This is a genomic window from Corynebacterium sp. TAE3-ERU2 (assembly GCF_019209955.1).
GTDB lineage: Bacteria > Actinomycetota > Actinomycetes > Mycobacteriales > Mycobacteriaceae > Corynebacterium > Corynebacterium megadyptis.
Genome location: NZ_JAHUTL010000002.1, coordinates 326,676 through 346,779 on the forward strand (window position 1 = coordinate 326,676; position 20,104 = coordinate 346,779).

The 20,104-nt window shown below is 62.8% G+C and carries 16 protein-coding genes and 1 pseudogene; 2 read left to right on the top strand and 15 right to left on the bottom strand.

Going from position 1 to position 20,104, the window contains the following annotated elements:
• Window positions 1–19: 19 nt before the first annotated feature.
• The 4 genes from KRX12_RS04340 to KRX12_RS04355 form a co-directional block, all read right to left on the bottom strand.
• Window positions 20–1,816 carry an ABC-F family ATP-binding cassette domain-containing protein gene (locus KRX12_RS04340; RefSeq protein WP_218365851.1) on the bottom strand — a complete coding sequence of 599 codons (1,797 nt, stop codon included), beginning with the start codon at window positions 1,814–1,816 and terminating at the stop codon, window positions 20–22.
• A 64-nt stretch (window positions 1,817–1,880) separates the two neighbouring features.
• On the bottom strand, window positions 1,881–2,828 hold the full coding sequence (locus KRX12_RS04345) for a 4-(cytidine 5'-diphospho)-2-C-methyl-D-erythritol kinase (RefSeq protein WP_218365852.1): 948 nt from the start codon (window positions 2,826–2,828) through the stop codon (window positions 1,881–1,883).
• A complete protein-coding gene (gene rsmA, locus KRX12_RS04350) occupies window positions 2,825–3,745 on the bottom strand; it encodes a 16S rRNA (adenine(1518)-N(6)/adenine(1519)-N(6))-dimethyltransferase RsmA (protein ID WP_218363579.1) in 921 nt (306 codons plus the stop codon). The genes KRX12_RS04345 and rsmA overlap by 4 nt, the downstream gene beginning before the upstream one ends.
• A gap of 143 nt (window positions 3,746–3,888) precedes the next feature.
• Window positions 3,889–5,028, bottom strand: coding sequence for a resuscitation-promoting factor (locus tag KRX12_RS04355; protein WP_218365853.1), 1,140 nt, complete (start codon window positions 5,026–5,028; stop codon window positions 3,889–3,891).
• Window positions 5,029–5,484: 456 nt separating this feature from the next.
• Between KRX12_RS04355 and KRX12_RS04360 the strand changes: the two genes are divergently transcribed.
• Complete coding sequence (locus KRX12_RS04360; RefSeq protein WP_218365854.1) at window positions 5,485–6,357, top strand: HAD family hydrolase; 873 nt, start codon at window positions 5,485–5,487, stop codon at window positions 6,355–6,357.
• Here the strand turns inward: KRX12_RS04360 and KRX12_RS04365 are convergent.
• The 5 genes and pseudogenes from KRX12_RS04365 to rsmI all read right to left on the bottom strand — a co-directional run.
• Window positions 6,342–7,166, bottom strand: a complete 825-nt coding sequence (locus KRX12_RS04365) for a TatD family hydrolase (RefSeq protein ID WP_218365855.1) — start codon at window positions 7,164–7,166, stop codon at window positions 6,342–6,344. The two genes, KRX12_RS04360 and KRX12_RS04365, sit on opposite strands and share 16 nt — an antisense overlap.
• Window positions 7,167–7,170: 4 nt before the next feature.
• Window positions 7,171–9,003, bottom strand: coding sequence for a methionine--tRNA ligase (gene metG / locus KRX12_RS04370; protein ID WP_218365856.1), 1,833 nt, complete (start codon window positions 9,001–9,003; stop codon window positions 7,171–7,173).
• A 95-nt stretch (window positions 9,004–9,098) separates the two neighbouring features.
• Complete coding sequence (locus tag KRX12_RS04375; protein ID WP_218365857.1) at window positions 9,099–10,361, bottom strand: alpha/beta fold hydrolase; 1,263 nt, start codon at window positions 10,359–10,361, stop codon at window positions 9,099–9,101.
• Window positions 10,362–10,484: 123 nt separating this feature from the next.
• The gene (locus KRX12_RS04380) at window positions 10,485–12,365 is read right to left on the bottom strand and encodes a BCCT family transporter (RefSeq protein WP_218365858.1); all 1,881 of its coding nucleotides are present in this window, start codon (window positions 12,363–12,365) and stop codon (window positions 10,485–10,487) included.
• Between the two features lie 321 nt (window positions 12,366–12,686).
• Window positions 12,687–13,562 (bottom strand): annotated as a pseudogene (gene rsmI / locus KRX12_RS04385) (16S rRNA (cytidine(1402)-2'-O)-methyltransferase); the annotation flags it as partial.
• 140 nt (window positions 13,563–13,702) lie between these two features.
• Between rsmI and KRX12_RS04390 the strand changes: the two are divergent.
• Complete coding sequence (locus KRX12_RS04390) at window positions 13,703–15,373, top strand: dolichyl-phosphate-mannose--protein mannosyltransferase (RefSeq protein WP_218365860.1); 1,671 nt, start codon at window positions 13,703–13,705, stop codon at window positions 15,371–15,373.
• On the opposite strand, the gene KRX12_RS04395 is transcribed toward KRX12_RS04390, so the two are convergent.
• The 6 genes from KRX12_RS04395 to KRX12_RS04420 all read right to left on the bottom strand — a co-directional run bounded on the left by KRX12_RS04395 (window position 15,370) and on the right by KRX12_RS04420 (window position 19,821).
• Window positions 15,370–16,083 (bottom strand): zf-HC2 domain-containing protein, encoded by a 714-nt coding sequence (locus tag KRX12_RS04395; RefSeq protein ID WP_255549019.1) that lies wholly within the window; start codon window positions 16,081–16,083, stop codon window positions 15,370–15,372. The genes KRX12_RS04390 and KRX12_RS04395 overlap by 4 nt on opposite strands.
• Window positions 16,080–16,484 (bottom strand): DoxX family protein, encoded by a 405-nt coding sequence (locus KRX12_RS04400; protein WP_151530061.1) that lies wholly within the window; start codon window positions 16,482–16,484, stop codon window positions 16,080–16,082. The genes KRX12_RS04395 and KRX12_RS04400 overlap by 4 nt, the downstream gene beginning before the upstream one ends.
• 107 nt (window positions 16,485–16,591) lie before the next feature.
• Window positions 16,592–17,371, bottom strand: coding sequence for a fructosamine kinase family protein (locus KRX12_RS04405; RefSeq protein WP_218365861.1), 780 nt, complete (start codon window positions 17,369–17,371; stop codon window positions 16,592–16,594).
• A gap of 76 nt (window positions 17,372–17,447) precedes the next feature.
• A complete protein-coding gene (locus KRX12_RS04410) occupies window positions 17,448–17,834 on the bottom strand; it encodes a hypothetical protein (RefSeq protein ID WP_151530059.1) in 387 nt (128 codons plus the stop codon).
• A gap of 320 nt (window positions 17,835–18,154) precedes the next feature.
• Window positions 18,155–18,568, bottom strand: coding sequence for a hypothetical protein (locus KRX12_RS04415; RefSeq protein WP_218365862.1), 414 nt, complete (start codon window positions 18,566–18,568; stop codon window positions 18,155–18,157).
• A gap of 11 nt (window positions 18,569–18,579) precedes the next feature.
• Window positions 18,580–19,821: a Na/Pi symporter gene (locus KRX12_RS04420; RefSeq protein WP_255549020.1), complete on the bottom strand. Its 1,242-nt coding sequence runs from the start codon at window positions 19,819–19,821 to the stop codon at window positions 18,580–18,582.
• Window positions 19,822–20,104: the final 283 nt, after the last annotated feature.

Sequence of the window (20,104 nt, forward strand, 5' to 3'; positions counted from 1 at the left end):
GCACCCACGGCCACCAGCGCTAGGCTTCCATCTGCTCGCCCAACTCTAGCCACTGCATTTCCAGCTCCTCGGCGCGAGCTGCCGCATCCTTGAGCTTGGCGTCCAGCTCGATCATCGCCTCCTGATCCACCGCCTGCGCCGCGGCGGCCATTTTTTCATTGAGGGAATCGATCTCCGCGCGCACCTTATCCAGCTTGCGCTCGGTGGCGGACAGCTTCTTCGACAGCTCCCGCCACTGCTTCTGATCCATCTTCTTTTCGCTTGACGACGCCTCCTTCGTGCCCACATTCAGTGGCCCCGAGCCTTCCGCCGCTGCCATCTCATCGCGGCGGGCGAGATACTGCTCAATTCCGCCCGGCAGGTTGGTGAGCGCACCATCGCCAAACAGCGCCCACGTGGAATCCGCGATGCGCTCAATCAAGTAGCGATCGTGGGAGATCACCACCAAGGTGCCCGGCCAAGAGTCCAATAGGGATTCCAACTCTTGCAGGGTATCGATATCGAGATCGTTGGTCGGCTCGTCGAGAAGCAGCACATTGGGCTCCGCCATGAGCACACGGGTCAGCTGTAGCCGCCGCCGCTCGCCGCCGGAGAGATCCTTGATCGGGGTGCGCTGGCGCTTGGGGGAAAAGCCCAAGCGCTCCGCCAGCTGCGAGGCCGAGAGCTGTTTTTTGCCGAGTTCCACATAGCTGGCCACATCCTCCACCGCATCAAGCACGCGGCGCTCGGGATCGAGGTCATCTAATTCTTGGCGCAGCCAGCCCAGCCGCACCGTTGTGCCCTCGATGCGGCGCCCAGCATCCAGGGCATGCTCCCCCGCCAGCGCCCGCAGCAGGGTGGTTTTGCCCGAGCCATTCACCCCGACCAGGCCGATGCGCTCGCCCGGCGCGAGCCGCCAAGTGAGATCCTGCACCAGCACCCGGCCATCGGGGGTGGAGATTGTGGCGTCTTCGAGCTCGATGACCACTTTGCCTTGGCGGCGCTTGGAGAAGGCCATGAGCTCCACGGTGTCGCGCGGGGCCGGCACATCGGAAATCAGCGCCTCCGCGGCTTCAATCCGGTAGCGCGGCTTCGAGGTGCGGGCCGGTGCGCCGCGACGCAGCCACGCCAGTTCCTTGCGGGCGAGGTTGCGGCGGCGCTGTTCCATCGCATCTGCCTGGCGGGCGCGCTCGGCGCGGGCGAAGGTCCAGTCGTTATAGCCGCCCTCATACACGTCCACGGTGCCGTCGTGGACCTCCCAGGTGTGGGTGGCCACGGTGTCGAGGAACCAGCGATCGTGGGTAACCACCACCACCGCGAGGTTGCGCTGGAGCAGATGATCGGCCAACCAGCGCACGCCTTCCACGTCCAAGTGGTTGGTGGGCTCATCGAGCACCACCAGATCCAGCTCGCGCACCAGCGCCGCGGCTAGGTGGGTGCGGCGACGCTCACCGCCCGAGAGCGCGGAGACCGGGGTATCCAATCCGAGATCCACGATCCCGAGGCCCGAGAGCACGTCACGCACCTTGGCATTGGAGGCCCACTCATAGGTTTCTAGCCCCAGCTGCTCCAGCACGACCTCACCCACGGTGCGGGTATCGTCCAGCTTGGCCCGCTGCGTCACCACGGCCAGGCGCAGCTCCTTATTGTGGGAGACCCGTCCCGAATCCGGGTCCAGCTGCCCGGAGAGGATCTCAATGAGGGTGGTTTTACCACCTCCGTTGAGCCCCACCACGCCGATCCGATCGTGCGATTGCACGCCAAGGCTCACGGAGTCGAGCAGGGTCTTCATCCCGAAGCTCTGGGTGACATTTTCTAGGTTGATCAAATTAGCCACGTCGGCAGGTATGTCCTTCTCACTAGTCGGCGTCGAAAGGTGGGCGAACTACGGTATATACGGCTTAAGACTCGAGTGTTTCTATACCGCGAGTCACGGTGTGGACGGCGAAGGCGTCGAAAACGGTGCCCGAATCGCGCAGCTCCTCAGCCACGGCCTCGGCCGCCTCGGCGCTCTCGCATAGAAATGCCGTGGTGGGCCCCGAGCCGGAAACCATACCGGCGAGTGCCCCCGCGGCCGTGCCGGCGGCGAGGGTGGCCCGCAGCGCCGGCAGCAGCGACAGCGCCGCCGGCTGCAAGTCATTGTGTAGCTGCCGCGCCACCGCGGCCGGATCGCCGCTGAGCAGAGCGGTAGCTAGAGCACTGGTGTCTGTGCTGGGCGCGCCGGCCTTGCCTGCCTGGCGCATCTCATCGAGCTTGCGAAATACCTCGGGGGTGCGCAGCCCCTGTTTCTGAATCCCCAGGGCCACATGATAGGTGCCGCGGCTGAGCATCGGCACCAGCTGCTCCCCGCGGCCAGTGCCCAACTGCGTGCCACCTACGAGGCTAAAGGGCACATCGGAGCCGATCTCGGCGGCGATCTCTAGCACCCGCTCCTGTGGCAAGGGAGCGTAGCCCTGGAGCGCATGCAGCACGGCGGCAGCATCCGCGGAGCCGCCGGCCATGCCGCCAGCGGTGGGGATCCCTTTGTGGATGTGGATATCTATCACCGGCGGGGTGATCTCTGGGTGGTGTATGCGCGCCTCCTGCAGATAGCGGGTGGCGGCGCCGACCACGAGATTGCTGGCGTCGAGCGGCACCGCGCTAGCGGCCAGGCCCGAGGCGCTCACCGCGCCCACATACTCGCTCAACCGCGCCGGCCCCGCAGCAGGGCTGAGGCGCACCACATTGTGATTGGACAGGGATTGAAACACGCTCGTCAGCTCGTGGAACCCATCCTCGCGGGCCGCCCCTACTCCGAGAAAGAGGTTGATCTTGGCGCAGGCCCGCACCGAGGTGCTCGCGAAGCTCATTCCGCGGCCTCCTCTCGGGCGGCTAGGGCTATATCGACGAACTCTCGCACCCCGAGGCGTTCGCCGCGCAAGGTGGGATCGATGCCGGCGCGGCTAAGAATCGCCGCGCTGCGCTCGCCTGAGCCGAAGTGCCCGGAGAGTGCGGCGCGCAGGGTTTTGCGGCGCTGGGCGAAGGCGGCATCGACGATAGGAAATACCTCCGCGGCACTGGCCTGCCAGGGCATGTTCTCGCGCTCATAGCAATCGATACGCACCAGCCCGGAGTCGATCTTCGGGGCCGGCCAGAACACGTTCTTGCCCACCAGCCCGGCGCGGCGCACCTGGCCGTAGTAGGCGGCCTTCACGCTGGGCACCCCATAGATTTTGCTGCCCGGCGCGGCGGCGAGCCGATCGGCCACTTCCTTTTGCACCATCACCAATACCCGCCGCAGGGAGGGAAACTCCGCCAGGATGTGCATGAGTACCGGCACAGAGACGTTATAGGGCAAGTTGGCCGCCAATACCGTCGGTGCCACGGCGCAGTCACTGCGCTGGAACTCCAAGGCATTGCGATTGTGCACGCTGAGGGTGGATGCGGCGGCACCGGCGCGGGCGGCGGCGGTGGCCGGTAGCTCTCCGGCGAGCCGCGGATCGATCTCCACGACCGTCACCGAGCGGGCCACCTCCAGCAATCCGAGAGTGAGCGAACCAAGCCCTGGGCCGATCTCGATCACATCGTCTGTGGCGGTGATCTCGGCGGCGGCGATAATCATCCGGACGGTATTGGGATCGTGCAGGAAGTTCTGCCCCAGCTTCTTCGTCGGGCTCACATCGAGTTTCTCGGCGAGCTCGCGAATCTCCTTCGGGCCAAGCAGCTGGACGGCGCTGCCCTGCGGGGATACTCCCCCATCCTCGGCATGCGGCGGTGCGGTAGTCATAGTTTCTTCAGTGTAGTGGCTGATCGCGCGCCACCCATTACCGAGGCGGCGGAGATAGCACGAAGCGCCCACCACAGAGGGTGGGCGCAGCAGACAGCGGGCGCGAGCAGGTACTCGCCGGCCCGCCCGAGCGAGCAGGGTGCTTAGCGAATGCCCAGCTTGGCGGTGCAGGCGGGCCATGCGCCCCAGCCCTGCGCGGCCTGTACCCGCTGGGCCACGGCGATCTGCTGCTCGCGGGTGGCCTGGCCGGCGGTGGGGGCGTACTCGCCGCCGCCATAGGCCTGCCAGGTGGAGGGGGCGAACTGCAGGCCACCGGAGTAGCCATTACCGGTGTTGATGCTCCAGTTGCCACCGGACTCGCACTGGGCGAGCTGATCCCAGACGCTGCCGCCGGCCACGGCCGGAGCGGCCGGCTTCACGCCACGCTTGATGGTGGCGGGAGTGGAGGGGCGCAGTTCCTTTGTCTTGATCGTCACCGAAGCCACCTCCTTGCCATTGACGAGGGTGACCTTGCGGGTGATCTCTCGCTCGCCCGGGGTGGCTTCGCGCTCCACCACTTCGCTGCCCTGCTCCAGGTTGGCATCATCGACGTAGACCGGATCGGCGGTGAAGGACTCGGTATCGGTCACTTCCTTTTCTTCCACCCGGGTGATGTCGATGGTCATTCCGCGCTTCAGCGGCGTATCGAGGGCGGGGCTTACCTCATCCTTATCGCCCAAGGTGATGCCGCGTTCCTTGAGCACATCCCCCACGGTGCGCTCGGCCACCTTGGAATAGGTCACGGAACCGCCATCGTTAATGGTGATGATCTTGGACTTCACCACATCCACAGTGAGCCCGTCGCGGGGAATCACGGTGGTGCCGTCGAGGGAGATGAGATCGGAGGGATCCACCATGCCGAGCTCGGCCAGCAGCTCATCCACAGTCAGTGCAGTGGAATCAACGGTCTTTTCCTCGCCGTCAATCACCAGCGCAACCTGCTTGGCGCTACGCACGGTGATCGTCTGATCATCAGTGATCGCACTCTCTGGGCTGGGGCTCACAAGATCGCGGTCGGCGGCCGGAATATCAGCCTCATCCAGCGCGGCACCGACGGTATCGGAGGCGGTAGCGAGATTAATGGTCTCACCATTGAAATCAATGGTGACATCATTTTTGCTCACCGCATTGGCGGAGACCACACCACCGACCAGCAGGGTGGCCAACATGCCGCCGGTGGCGACACGGAGCGGAGTCGAGCTAGAGCCGGTGCCGTTAATGCGAGCCTTGGTGCGGTGTCCCATGAAAGCCAGTGTTCCCTTCACCCTTAAGGTGTCGTGTGGTTGTTGTGTCGTGGCGCTCAGGTGGGGAGATACATTTGGGTGTTTCTCCCCCGCTGGCGCAATGGATGTAACAGTACGGTAACAATTCTGTGATGTCTAGAGAACGCTGTCTCCAGAACGCGCGAGTCTTATATTCCAGACCATGCAGCTGAAGCGCCGTCCTCAGCATAACCACAGCCGTCACACCCGCCCCTGCCCTCTCAGCTGTGCCGGTTGTGCGAAGAATATTCCCCTCTGCACCGCCGTTGCGCCACCCCCGCTCGCTCGGAGTGTTCTTAGACACAGCCGGCGCTCAGCCAGGTGGGCTGCACCGGGTGGGCGCGCGTTAGGATGAGAATTCTCCCCGTGCGCTCCGCTGCGAGCACCCTGGGGGAAGAAATGCCGCCGTGAACGAGACTCCCGTAGACGAAGGATCCTATGCTCAGCCCCACTGATATCCCCGCCGGCCTACTCCGCGAGCACAGCATCGCACTTGTCGTCGCCGATATGGATGGCACCCTGCTGGGCGATGATCACATGATCCCAGAAGGGTTCTGGCCGCTGCTGAACCGCCTGAACCGCGCTGGTATCAGCTTTGCCCCTGCCTCGGGGCGGCAATACGCCACCTTGCGCGAGCAGTTCGCCCACCCCGCCGCAGATAATCCGCCACGCAACTTCATTGCAGAAAATGGCACCAATGTGGTGCTCGATGGCACCACGGTCTCGAGCACCACGATCTCCCCAGATATCGTGCGCAAGGTGCTGGACACGATCTCTCAGCTGCGCGGCCGCGGCCACGATATCGGCATTGTGGCCTGCACCCCCAAGGTGGCCTATGTCGATCGCAGTGATGAGGCCTTTCTAGAGCAGACGCGGCGCTACTACGCATCGATGCAGCAGGTGGATACAGTAGCCGAGCTCAACCCCGAGGAGATCATCAAGATCGCGGTATTCGGCTTCGACTCGGTGGAAGAGAGCATCTACCCGCATCTGTCTGAGTTCTACGAGCAGGCACAGGTGACCGTATCCGGCAAGCACTGGATCGACATCATGGCAGCTGAGGCCGATAAGGGCCACGGCCTGCGAGAACTCTGCGCCCAGCTGGGGATTACCCCCAGCCAAACCTTAGCCTTCGGCGACTATCTCAACGATCTCGAGCTGCTCCAGCAGGCCGGGGTCGCCGTGGCCATGGCCAATGCGCACCCGCGCATCGCCGAGAGTGCAGACTTTATCGCGCCCTCCAATAGCGAGCAGGGCGTGCTAAAGGTGCTCCGCACGCTACTCGACGCCCACGATCAGTCCGCGAGCTGATATACCCGCCGGAAATTCGCCGCCACTGCAGCGCTGAACTCCTCGAGCGCCATGCCGCGGGCCGTGGCGATGCACTGGGCGGTGTGGCCGATGAAGGCCGGCTCATTGCGGGCGCCACGGAAAGGCTCGGGCGTCATATAGGGCGCATCCGTTTCATAGAGAATCTGCTCCATGGGCGCCAGGGCCGCCGCTTGGCGTAATTCCTCATTGCGTTTGAAGGTGACATTGCCGGCGAAGGAGAGCACATAGCCGCGCTCGATGGCCTCCCGGGCCACCTCCAGTGGCGAGGAAAAGCAGTGCAGAATCACCGTCTTAGGCTGCGGGGAGCTATCGAGCACCCGCAGCAACTCCGCATCGGCCTCGCGATTATGAATCATCAGCGCCTTGCCGCTGCTCACTGCGAGGTCAATATGAAAGCGCAGCGCTTCCTCCTGCGCCTCCAGCGGGGCGCACCACTCTTCTTTGCCGATCCAATAGGTATCGAGCCCGGTCTCACCGATGGAGACGCACAGGGGATCGGCGGCCAGTTCGCGCAGCCGAGCGCGGGCGGCGTCGTCAAGCTCACGAGCGCGTGTGGGGTGAATGGCACACGCCGCCCACACCCGATCGAGCTGCTGTGCCACGGCCAGGGCGGCCTCGGCTTCCGCCAGGCCATCGCCGACGGTCACCATGGCCTCTACCTCGGCAGCGCGGGCGCGCTCGACCACCGCGGCCGGCTCATCGGGGCAGGAGGTGAGGTGGGTGTGGGCGTCGATAAGCCCCGTTGCCCCGGCGAGCGGGGTGGGCGTAGGTCGCTTCTTCTTTCCCATGGCTCTAGCCTGCCACCGGGGCCCAGGAGGGGCCCTCCTCGGCCAGGGCCGAGTCGAGCTTCTGGATCAGCGGCTTCGGCTTGGACAGCGGCGTGCCGGGCACGCACTCCACGCGCTGCCAGGCGGCCTGCTGCTGGGTGTAGTCGCCCATGATCACCGGGTAGGTCTTGTTCTTCTCCGGCAGGCCCACGCCCACCGGCTCCACCGGCATATCATCGGCTACCTCGCGCACCTGCGGGGTGGCGGCCCACTCGCCCTCGCGGCCCAGGGTCTCGTGCACCTTTTGGGCGGTATGCGGGATGAAAGGAGTGAGCATGGTGTTGCAGTCGGATACCACCTGCAGCGCGGTCCACAGCACGGTGGCGAGGCGCTCCCGCTGGGTCTCATCCTTCGCCAGCTTCCACGGCTCATTCTCCGCGATATAGGCATTGGCCTCGCCCACAATGTGCATCACCTGGTTGATCGCGGCCTTGAACTTGGAGTGCTCAAGGTTCTCCCCAGCCTCCACGAAAGCCCGCTCGGTTTGCTCCAAGAGCGCCTGCTCGGCGGCGGTGAGCTCACCCGGGGTGGGGATCTCGCCGAAGTTCTTATAGGCCATGGACACGGTGCGGTTGACCAGATTGCCCCAGCCATTCGCCAGCTCGTTGTTCACGCGGCGCACAAACTCGTCCCAGGTGAAGTCGGTGTCATTATTCTCCGGGCCGGCCACGGCGATGAAATACCGCAGCGGATCGGGGCCGAACTCCTCGAGGAAGTCCTTGACATAGATCACCACTCCCTTGGAGGAGGAGAACTTCGAGCCCGACATCGTCAAATACTCCGAGGAGACCACCTCAGTGGGCAGGTCGAGCTCCCCGAGCGGGCCGGCCTCCCCGCCCTTCGAGCCCTGGCCGCGATAGCCCAGCAGCTCCGCCGGCCAGATCTGGGAGTGGAAGGTGATGTTGTCTTTGCCCATGAAGTAATAGGACCGGGTCTCTGGGTTATTCCAGAACTCGCGCCACGCCTCCGGCTCGCCGATGCGATAGGCCCACTCGATGGAGGAGGACAAATACCCCACCACCGCGTCGAACCACACATAGAGCTTCTTGGCGTTGTTTTCTTCCCAGCCCTCGATGGGCACGGGCACGCCCCAGTCGATATCGCGGCTCATGGCGCGCGGGCGGATGTCCTTGAGCAGGTTCATCGAGAACTTCAGCACATTCGGGCGCCAGTCTTTGCGCTCAGTCAGCCACGTCTCCAGCGCCTCGGCGAGGGCAGGAAGATCGAGGAAGAAGTGCTCCGTCTCGCGGAACTCCGGGGTTTCCCCGTTGAGCTTGGACACCGGATTAATGAGATCCGCCGGGTCCAGCTGGTTACCGCAGTTATCGCACTGATCGCCGCGGGCGCCATCGCAGCCGCAGATCGGGCAGGTGCCCTCAATATAGCGGTCGGGCAGGGTGCGCCCCGTGGAGGGAGAAATTGCCCCCTGGGTGACTTCCTTGACCATATAGCCGTTGTCATAGAGCCCGCGGAAGAGCTCCTGCACCGTGGCGTAGTGGTTGCGGGTGGTGGTGCGGGTAAACAGGTCATAGGTCAGCCCCAGCCCGGCGAGATCCTGCACAATCTGGCGATTGTAGCGATCAGCGAGCTCCTGGACGGCCACGCCCTCCTTCTCCGCCTGCACAAGTAGCGGCGTGCCGTGCTCGTCCGTTCCCGAAATCATCAACACGTTGCGGCCACGCATTCGCTGGTAGCGCGCAAATACATCGGACGGTACGCCAAACCCTGCCACGTGACCGATGTGGCGGGGGCCATTGGCGTAGGGCCAAGCTACTGAGACGAGCACAGATTCAGACATGCCTACGAGCATAATTGATAGACAGCTAAGTCTAAGACTTAGGCGTCATTCGCTTATCGACGCCACCCTCACGCCCGCACCCACCGGCACGGCACTTAGCGCACCCGCTGGCCCGCGGCGAGCTCGAAGAGATGCCGCAGCACCGCCCCGTTCTGGCTCGTGCGCAATCCACCGTGCTCATATTCGCTGGTGATATAGAGTGCGACATTCTCCAGCAGCTCCCCGGTCTCGAGGGAGAAGTTCAGGGGCACGAATACGTCATTGGCGTAGACCGCAGCTGCCCCCTGCACCCCGGCGTTCCGCAACGCCTCGGCATCGTAGAGCGTGGGCCACTCATGAGCGGCGAGGATCTCGGCCACCTCCGCCCACGGCTGGAAGGCGGGCACTGTCTCGGACCACTCCTGGAACACATGCTCGCCGAGCAAGAGCGTGGGATCCTCGCGGAACTCCTGCGGCAGACAGCGTTGCGCCGCCCAGTTGGTGGCCCCGCCATCGGCGTAGGAGGATTCGTGCAGCACATAGTAGAGCGGGTTGCGGCCCCCATAGGGCAGCAGGCCAGCAAGATCATAGGCGAATTGGCTGGACTGGGGATCCAGCTGCAGGAGCTGATAGAGCTTCAGCCAACCGTCATCGGAGCCGAGCAGGTGCCCCAGCGAGCGCAGCCGAGTCTCAGAGACCACCTCGCCATTGGGCAGCACGATCTCCCCGGCACGGGCCGCCTCGAGCAGCTGGCGCATGGTCTCGCGCAGCTCGGGGAAGCGGCGATAGAACTCCTCCGAGTTGCGGCGCATCCGGCGATAGCATTCGGAATACACCTCATCCACGGAGTGACCCACCGCGGACAACCCGCCGGTGAAATAGCAGTTATCCAGCGACTCGGGGTGCGTGCTGAGGTAGTGCAAGGTGGTGAAACCACCGAAGGACTGCCCCAGGCTGCACCAGGTATCCACCTGGAGAATCTCGCGCAGGGCCTCCGCGTCGCGGACGATGCCATCGGCGCGCAAGTGAGTGAGGTATTCGGCCACCTCGGCGGCGCTATTGTCGGCCAGAATGCGCTCATCGACGGGGCTGGACTGGCCGGTGCCGCGCTGATCCAGCATCACCACTTGATAGCGTTCGAGGGCCGTGGGCAGCCACGAGGGCTCGGCCGGCTGAGCACAGGGGCGGGGTGCTTCCACTCCTGGGCCGCCTTGCAAGAACAGCAGATAAGGCTTGTCCTCGCCACCGGGGGCTGTGACCACGCGGGCGAAGACGTCGATGGTGCGCTCGTCTGCGGGGTCGGCGCTCAAAGGCTGGGTGAAGGTGATGTTGCTGAGAGTCAGCTCACCAAGGTGCTGGGTAGATATCGTATGGCTCATAGAGCCACAGTCTACTGACATGTCTGGACACCATCGTCCAGCCCGAGGCACCCGCCCGCGACACACAGAAAACCGCCCTCCCCTTTTTAAGGAGAAGGCGGTCAGAAGCCAGTGGCGAAAAGATTAGATCATCTTGCGCGCTTTGCGACGCACCTCGGAACGGCGCTGTTGCGCCTGCTTCCACTCGTTGTACACGCGGCGCTCGCGGGCCAGCTTCATAGCCCAGCGCTGCTGCTCCTTGTGATCCAAGTAGAGCTTGTCATTGCTCAGGTCCTTATGCAGGGCAACCATGAGCAGGATGATCACCACGAGGAAGGGCGAGGCAGCCACAATGGTGACGTTCTGCAGGTTCTGCAGGGAGTCCTGGCCATCGCCGATGAGCAGCAGGGTCAGGCCGATGCCGGCGGTGAGAATACCCCAGGCGGCAGAGACGAAGCGGTTGGCCTCGATCGCGCCGTTCTGGCTCAGCGAGCCCATCACGGTGGAGGCGGAGTCCGCCGAGGTGATGAAGAAGGTGGACAGCAGCACCATCGCTACGAAGCCGGCAATGAAGCCGCCCGGCAGCTGGTGCAGCAAGTCGAAGAGCTGGCGCTGGCTGTCGCCGTCACCCCAGATGGATTCACCGCGCTGCTCGAAGGTGATGGCGGTGCCACCGAAGATCGAGAACCACACAGCAGAGACTGCGGTGGGCACCAGCAGCACGCCGAGAATGAACTCACGCACGGTACGGCCGCGAGAAATGCGAGCCAAGAACATGCCCACGAAGGGGCTCCAGGAGATCCACCATGCCCAGTAGAAGATGGTCCAGCCGGAGACCCATGCCGCGGCCTCGGGGTTGCCGTTGTTGGCAGTGCGGGCGGCCATCTCGAAGAACTGGGAGAAGTAGGAGGACACCGAGGTGGGCAACATGTTGAGCACGTTGACTGTTGGCCCCATGGCGAACACGAAAATAGCGAGCAGCGCTGCCAGCACCATGTTGGCGTTGGAGATGTACTGAATGCCCTTGCCCACACCCGACATTGCGGAAATGATGAAGCAGACGGTCAGGATCAGCACGATCATCACCACGGTGGAGTTCTGCGGATCCTCGATCACGCCAGAAGCATCCAGGCCGGACTTGATCTGCAGCGCACCGATACCCAGAGACGCGGCGGTACCGAAAACGGTCGCGATCACCGCGAGGATGTCGATCATCTTGCCGATGATGCCGTTGGCACCGCGCTCACCGATCAACGGAATAAAGGCCGAAGACAGCAGCTGCTTCCGGCCGAGGCGGAAGGTGGAATAGGCGATAGCCAGGCCCACGATCGCATAAATCGCCCACGGGTGCAGGGTCCAGTGGAATAGCGTGGACGCAAACGCCGAGGAGGCTTGGTGGTCCGGGTGCCCGGGCACACCATTACGGAAGAAGGTCAGCGGCTCGGACGTACCGAAGAACATCAGGCCGATGCCCATACCGGCCGCGAACATCATCGCGATCCAGCTGGGCGTAGAGAACTCCGGCGCGTCATCATCGGCGCCAAGGTTGATATTGCCGAACTTGCTCAGCGCCACGTACAGGATGAACGCAACAAACACGGTGCCGAAGAGCACGAAGGCCCAGCCGAGCTTGTCAATCACTTGCGCGAAGGCATCATTAGCGAAAGCTGCGAAGCTATCGGGCAGGGTCAGACCCCAGACCACGATAGCGATCACCACAGCCATCGAGGGGATGATAATGCCCCAGCTCAGTGGGGCATTTTTATCTTCATAAGCGCCGTAGTCATTAAACTGCGCGGCGGCTTCCTTGTAGTTATATTCGTCCTCGGAATCGAGAAGTGAGGCGAACTCGCCCGCGGCGGTCGTGCCGCTGGAGTCCTCAGTGCTTCCCGAGGTGCGTTCAGCCCCTGCGGAATTCGGGGCCGTAGTAGCCGACGCGTTTACCGCGTGGGCATCCGCACCGGATCCTTCGGTCTCGTCTACGGCAGGAGTGCCTGCCGCGTCATTCTGGTCAGAAGTGCTCATGCTTCTAGCTTGGTGAAAATTCACCTCATTGCCAAAAGGAGAGAGCGCTTCGCTGGGCAGAAACTCGCAGCATAGGGGTTCTCCCCTCTCCTCAGAGCTAGCTCAGCATTGGCTTAGAAGCTCCACAGATAGCAGCTTTTCCCCTGTTCAGGGGTGAGTTTGACCATGCCTGAAGGACAACGTCGATAAGCGAAATGTCACAAGACGATAACAATTCGCTCAGACTGAGGTTGATCCACGCTCAGTTGTTGGCTCAAGCCCATTATTAGCACCCGCAGCCGAGCCTTCAGCCGCGGCGCTGGGCGCAGCCTTCATCGCATCGCGCTCGGCGATCACGGCATCATAGAGCTCGTTTTTGGACACCTTATGGCGCTGAGCCAGTTCCTTGGTCACGTTTTTCACGCGCTCTCCCGCGGCAACGCGCTGCACGGCTTGGGCTACCAGCTCCTCCATTGAGGTGTCCGCCGCCCCGGTCGCGCCGGCGATCACCACCGAAATCTCGCCCTTGACACCATTGCTCGCCCAGTCGGCAAGCTCCGCCAGACCGCCGCGTTTAACCTGCTCATAGGTCTTCGTCAGCTCCCGGCACACCGCCGCCTGCCGCTCGGGGCCGAGAATCTCCGCGGCCTCCTCAAGAGTTGCGGCGATGCGATGCGGGGATTCAAAGAAGCACACCGCCCGCTCTTCTGTACGCAAACTAGCAAGCCAGGTGCGGCGCGCGCCCGCCTTGCGCGGGGCGAAACCATCGAAACAAAACTTGCCCACCGGCAGACCCGACAGAGCCAAGGCGGTGGGTACTGCCGAGGGGCCGGGCAGGCAGGTCACCGCTATGCCCGCATCGTGAGCGGCCTGCACGAGGGGAAAACCGGGGTCTGATACCGCGGGCATGCCGGCGTCGGTGACCACCAGCACCGAGTGGGCCGCAGCGGCGGCAAGCAAGTCCTCCACCCGCGCGCTTTCATTGTGATCGAAATTAGAGATCACTTTGCCCTTGATCTCTACCCCCAGCGCCGCCGCGAGGGAGCGGGTGCGACGCGTGTCCTCGGCGGCGATAATGTCTGCCTGCGCCAAGGCAGCGACCAAGCGCGGCGAGGCATCGTACATATTGCCCAGGGGCGTAGCCGCAATGATCACCCCGCGGGGCAGCGAGTCAGCATAGGTCGGTGGTGCAGGGTGACGCGCGGAGGAGATGCTCATGAGCTCTAGCTTCTCACATCCCCGCGCGCGCCGAGGAAGGCGTACTCTGCCGAGCGCGGCGGCACCGAGCGAGAGGAGTTCGCGGTAATCCCCTCAGCGCCCTTTAGCGGTGTCCGGCTCAACATTTAGACTAAGTAGCCATGAGTTCAGCTTCGGCGAGTGCGCATGGCGCTGTAGAGCCGCCCTCCGATTCCCCAGACCGGCCTCGTGCTGCGGCCCCGCTCCTCAATCGCGAACCCCATATGGGCTCGACCGCGGTGCATGGGCGTGCCTGGCGCGGCGGCTCGCTGAGCTCTGAGCTGGTGTGGCGCCGCTGTGACACCCTCATCTTCGTCATCATCGCGGCGCTATCTTTTTTCACTCGCTTCATCGCCCTGAGCGCCCACACCGCCAGCGGCACCCCCGTGTTCGACGAGAAGCACTATGTGCCCCAGGCCTATGACCAACTGCGCAGCATCCACGGCCAGCTCGGGCTGCTCGCGGGCGGCGGAATCGAATCCAACCCGGGCTATGGGCTCGTGGTGCACCCGCCCTTGGGCAAGCGTCTCACCGCGCTGAGCGAGGCGATCTTTGGCTACTCCCCCTTGGGCTGGCGCGTGATGGCGGCCCTCTGCGGCAGTGTCCTGGTGCTCGTCATTATGCTGCTCGCGCGTCGTATCTCCCGCTCGTCTCGCGTGGCTCTCTTCGCCGGAATCATTGCGCTGTGCGACGGCGTCCTCTTAGTTATTTCCCGTTTCGGCATGCTGGACATCTACCTGGTGTTCTTTGTCCTCTGCGCCTGCTACGCCTTTATCCGCGACCGCGAAGAAGTGACCACACGGGCCCTTCAGCCCGGCCCGGCACCGCTGCGCTTTGGGCTGCGCCCGTGGCTGCTCGCCTGCGGGCTGTTTTTTGGCTTAGCGCTGTCCGTGAAGTGGTCGGGGCTGTACTACATGGCCTTCTTCGGCGTCATCACCGTGTGGTGGGATGCGTGGGTGCGTGCTGGGGCCGGCGATAAGAAGGCCGTGATCCGAACACTATTTCGCGATGCCCCGAAGGCCTTTGTCTACCTCGTCATCCTCCCCGTGGCCTGCTATATCTTCAGCTGGCGCGGCTGGTTCGCCGCAGAGACCTCCTCTTTCCGGCATGCCGCCGAGGAGGGAAAAATTGAGGAGGGTGCGTGGTATGCCTCGCTTCCCGATACCGTGGCGAGCTGGGTGTACTACCACGACAAGATGCTGAGCTTCCACTCCTCGCTCACCAACTCCAATGGCCACGAGCACCCGTGGGAGTCCAAGCCCTTGAGCTGGTTAGCCGCCCTGCGGCCGGTGCTCTTTTATTCCGACACCGATATCGCGTGCGGCGATTCCACCTGCCGGCGCATGATCTTTCTTTATGGCACGCCGATTATTTGGTGGCTCACCGTGCCCGTTCTCGTGTGGGCGATCGTGCAGTTCTTCCTGCGTGGCCGCGGCGCTTATCTCATGGTGCTGCTCGGCTTCAGCGCCGGCTATGTTCCGTGGCTCTTCTCCTATGATCGCCAAATGTATTTCTTCTACGCCGTGCCGCTCATCCCGTTCATCATCATCGGCTTAGCGTTGATCCTGAATCAGATGTGGGGCGCAGGCACCACACTGCGACGGCACCCCCTGGCCAGCTCGCATCCAATGGCGCGATTGCGGCTGCACACCTGGCATGTGGGCAGCGTGCTTGCCGTGAGCTATCTCGTTGCGACGGTGGTGTTCTTCGCCCTCTACTCCCCCATCTTCTACGGGATGTTGATCAGCGATGACTACTACTTCACCATCATGTGGCTGCGTAGCTGGCGTTAGCGGAGATCGGTGCTCTGCATGGGCATGGCGGATAGTTGCCGCCACGCCAATTCCAGCGCCACCAATCCTCGATCAGCGAGCCAGTAGCACAGCAGCACCACGGCGCTGAGCCCCACCAGTAGCAGCCAGTACACGCTGTCACGATCGATCGTGCCCAGCACCATATCGCGAGCGCCAAAGCCGAGGCTGAAGGTAAATAGCGCCCCATAGACGGGTAAGAGGCCCATCGCGATGCGGGAGCGCCACACCGCGAATACGAGGCCGAAGGCCAGAGCAAACCGCACGGTGGCGCCTTCGACGAGCATCCGCGCGAGATAGGGATCAAGCTCGCTTGCCTCCCATGCCTGTTGCACGGAAGCGGCGGCGGCGAAGAGTTGGATGCCCCAGAACAAAAACGCCAGCGCGCAGATCACCAGCAGCACGCGGCTGATGCCCACCCCGATTGCGCGGCGCGATGCTTGGCGACGCCGCTGCGGCTCCACCCCAGCGAGAATCATCTCAGAGAGATCGGGAGGGGTCACCCCCGCCCCATCGGAGTCGTCGGCAACACAAAAATTCAGGCTGCGCTTCAATGCCGCGGCCTCGTTGAGAAAGGCTCGGCAGTCGCTGCACTGGGACAGGTGCGCATCGAGCGCGTCATCATTGATGCCGGTGGGTTCGCCGTCCAGACGGGCAGATAGCGCCGCCTGGACCTGTGCGCAGTCCATCATCTGGTGAGCACTCCGTCGATACTGGCCCGGCCCGAGCCAAAGACGATCACCATGATGAGCGCGGTGATGAGCAGCAGCACATATTCAAACCCGCCCGTGCCGACAAAAACGCCCGAATCGAGGTGCACGAAATACAGGGCACCAGCCATGACCAGAGCTAATACGGCCGCGGCGATGGTGGTGAGAAAACCCACCACCAATAAGCCACCGCAGGCGAGCTCCGCCATCATGGTGATATAGGCGGAGAGCTTGGGCTGCGGCACGTGCATGGCACTGAAGCTGCCGATGGTCTCATCCATGCCGTCGATCGCGACCTTCTGCCAGCCATGGGCGATGAAAAGGAAGCCGAGCACGGCGCGCAGGAGAAACAGCGCTGCGTCCCTCATTGCTGGTCTATCCATGGTTTCTAAGACTAACACCCCAGCGCGGCCACGACCGTCTCAATAAAGCCGCGCGATCACAGCGCGCCGCTGTGTCCTCGCGGCGCGGACACTGCGGCGTATCCGCCTTAGTTTCCTAGTGACGTCACGGCGCGTGCCGCCGCGCCCAGCTCGCGGCCATAGGACGGGCCGTGGGTGGCCGCGTGGACGGCGAGCGGGTGCATCTGGTGCAGCGGAATGAGCTCCCGCCAGTTCTCCTCGAGCGCGGAGATGCTCTGGTAGCCCTGCACGATCTGATCGAAGAAGGGGGCACCGAATAGCGCCAACATGGCTATATCAGTCAGTGCGGCGCCACCGTGCGCGGCGGGATCGATAAGGATGGGGCCTTCTTCCGAGAAAAGCAGGTTACCGGCCCAGAGGTCGCCGTGGATGCGCGCCACCGGCGGGTTATAGTCACTAGCTTCGATGCGCTGGCAGGCGGCGAGCACGTCGCGATAGTCCTGCTCGGACAGCGTTCCCTGCTGCCGCGCGGTCTCGGCAAAGGGCAGCACGCGCTGCTGGGTGTAGAAGCTGCCCCACTGCTCAGAGGGCGTGCAGTCTTGGGGTTGGGTGCCGATGAAATTCTGTCCCCGAAACTCCTCGCCGCCTGGGGCTGGTGGTGCACCATGCGCTGCGGCTCCAGCGCGGTGCATGAACGCGATCTGCCGACCCGCCTCGTACGCGGCCTCTGCGGTGGGGCGCACCTCGGTGACTCGGGCAGTCACGATGGCTGTTTCTGAGGCCTCGAGCACCTCCACGATCGCGGCGGGCGCGCCTTCTTTGAGCCACCTCAGTCCGGCAGCTTCAGCCAGGGCCGCCCCGTGCTCGTTAGGTCTTTTGATGAATACATCGTCTCCGTAGGAGTCCATGCCTCCAGCATGCCAAAGATGCACGGCCGAGGTGTGGCGCGCTATCCCCGTCTCCACCTGGTAGCCACGAGTGAGACTAGTCAGTCTCCCCCTTGGACGGCTTGGGCGGCAAAGAGTTCAGCAAGGCGTCTTCCGCGGACACCCGCGGCTCCTCGCTGGATTCGCTGGATCGCTCGCGATCCCGCCGTAGTTCCGCGATCGAGTCTTCTAGGAATTCCAGCACGGAACGCCACTGCACGGCGGTGCGCTGCATGTACTTGTCGAGCTCATCAGTAACAGCATGCTGATCAGCCTCGCGTAGTTCTTCTTCGGCGGCCTCAACTATGGCGCGCTCTGCCTGAGCTTGAGCCTTGCGTGAGCGCAATTCCGCCAATTCCTTGCGCAAACGGCTTACATATTCCTCAGCCTCGGCAAGTTTGACTTCCAGTCGAGCTTCCAGTTCGGTATCACTTCGTTCACTCATGGATCCGTCTTCCTCACAGCCACCGAGCAGGTGACCTCTCACTGCACGTCAGGCCGGTGCGGCGCATGGTGCCAGCACCAACCCTTATTACACAGTTTCGTTCCTGCTTTGATGTTTTTTATTCACTGGGAAAAGTGGGGTGCAACCAAGGATACTCCCTCGGTGCCTGATGAGCAGTCCTTCTGCCGAGGCATTCGGGACTGCACTCTCGATCGTGTTATTTCGCCGCCGCTATAGGTGGTCGTTTCCTCGCACCTACACCGACTCTTAAACGGCCAAACCCCAAGCGCTCGTCCATCGCTTGGGGTTTCCCTCAGGTATCAGGGCTCGTGCGTATCGTCATGGTCAACGGTGTCACTATCGGTGCGGGGCGCCGTCTGTACCGACGGTGCCTTCTCCACGGTGCTGCTCTCAGCGCCACTAGCGGCGCTTGTCGACGCCGCCTCGCGGTCATCTGCCGCCGCATCCGCGTCCTCATGGCCAGCGCGCAACTCTGCAATAGCGTCTTCTAGGAACTCCAGCACGGTGTGCCAGTGCACGTGCGTCTGCCGTTCATACTCGTCGAGATGATTGACTGCCTCGTGCTGCATCTTCCGTTCCGCAACATCGTCAGGATCATCGGATTTCTTCACGAGAGCAGCGATGTCCTCGCGGATGCTCGCTGCATATTTTTCCGCTTCGACGAGCTTGGCTTTGAGCCTGGACTCAAGATCGGGCGCGCTATGTTCGGACATGAATCAACTCCCTAGAAGAGATTAGTAGCCAGGATCAGCAAGAAGGGGACTACGAGGAACACGCCCACGGTCCACACCACAGCCCAAATCTTTCGTTCTGCGGAGACCCGTGCCAGCATTTCCGCTCCCCGCGGAGGGAGTCCGCGAAGGAAGGGAAGGCCGAAGATAATCAGGGTGGCGAACACATTGAATAGCAAGTGCACGAAGGCGGCCTGCATCGCCAAGGTACCCTCCGCGCCAGTGAAGCCGAAGGCGGCAATCAGCGCGGTGATGGTGGTTCCGATATTGGCGCCGATAGTAAAGGGGTAAATCTGTCGCAACGTGAAGGTGCCGGAGCCAGCCAGCGGCACTGCCAGAGAGGTGGTGGTGGAGGAAGACTGCACCATGATCGTCATCAGCGCGCCGGAGAAAATACCGGTGATGGGGCCACGTCCGATGGCGTTGTGCAGCACATCCTTGGCCTTACCCACCATGAGCACCTTGAGCAGCTTGCCGATGTTATTAATCACGGCAAGGATCAACACAACACCGAGCACAATGAGCAGAACGCCGGTCCACACATCGTTCAAGCCGAGGGAGCCAATACCCCCCTTGAACAGGTCCGCAAGCGGGGTCGTGATGGTCTTAACGAAGGAACCGATACCACTGAAGACTGCGGCAACGATGCCGCCATCCGAACCATCGGTGTGGGTAGCCATCCAATTGGAGCTCTTCTCCAATATGCCGAACATCAGCTCAAGCGGAAGCAGAATGAGCACGGCCATCAGGTTGAAGAAATCATGCACGGTGGCTGCGGCGAAGGCGCGTCGGAAAGCATCCTTATCTCGCGCCATACCCAAGCTGACCAAAGTATTGGTCATAGTGGTTCCGAGGTTGGCACCCATCAGCATGGGAATAGCCACCGCCATGGGTAATCCGCCGGCCACTAGACCAACCACGATGGAGGTGGTGGTGGAGGAGGATTGGGTCAAGGCAGTGGCCAAAAGACCAATCATCAAGGCCACAATCGGGTTGGAGGCAAAGGAGAAGAGAGCCTCCGCCTGATCACCGGTGGCAATTTTAAAACCGGAGCCGATGACCTTCACGGCCGTGATCAGCACGTAAATTCCGAGGACCACGCCAATCCAGTCGCGGGCATTGGCTGCGGCCCCCTTCAGCGGAATGAAGGAGAGAGGACTGCGCGGGATAGCGACATCGCTCTGCACCGCTTCGGGAGTTTCCGTAGCGGTATGTTCACGACTCTTGGTCTGCATGTAGTTCACATATCTCCGTGTTGAGCATGGACGAGGATCTGCACAGAGTAGAAACAACCGACATAACGCCCTCAAGAACCAAAGGTGAACAAAGGATGAACACCCGGCGGGATCGGGGGTAAAGCACCTGATAGAAGGCTGAAAATAAATTTTCTGTGATCTTAGACGCACCCGCATCGCGGCCAGCTCTGCCTACCCCTTAAAGCACACCCGTGCCATTAAACTTTTCTCAACCCACACCCCGCTCACGTGGCAAAAGCCCGCTCAAACTCACACACTGGGC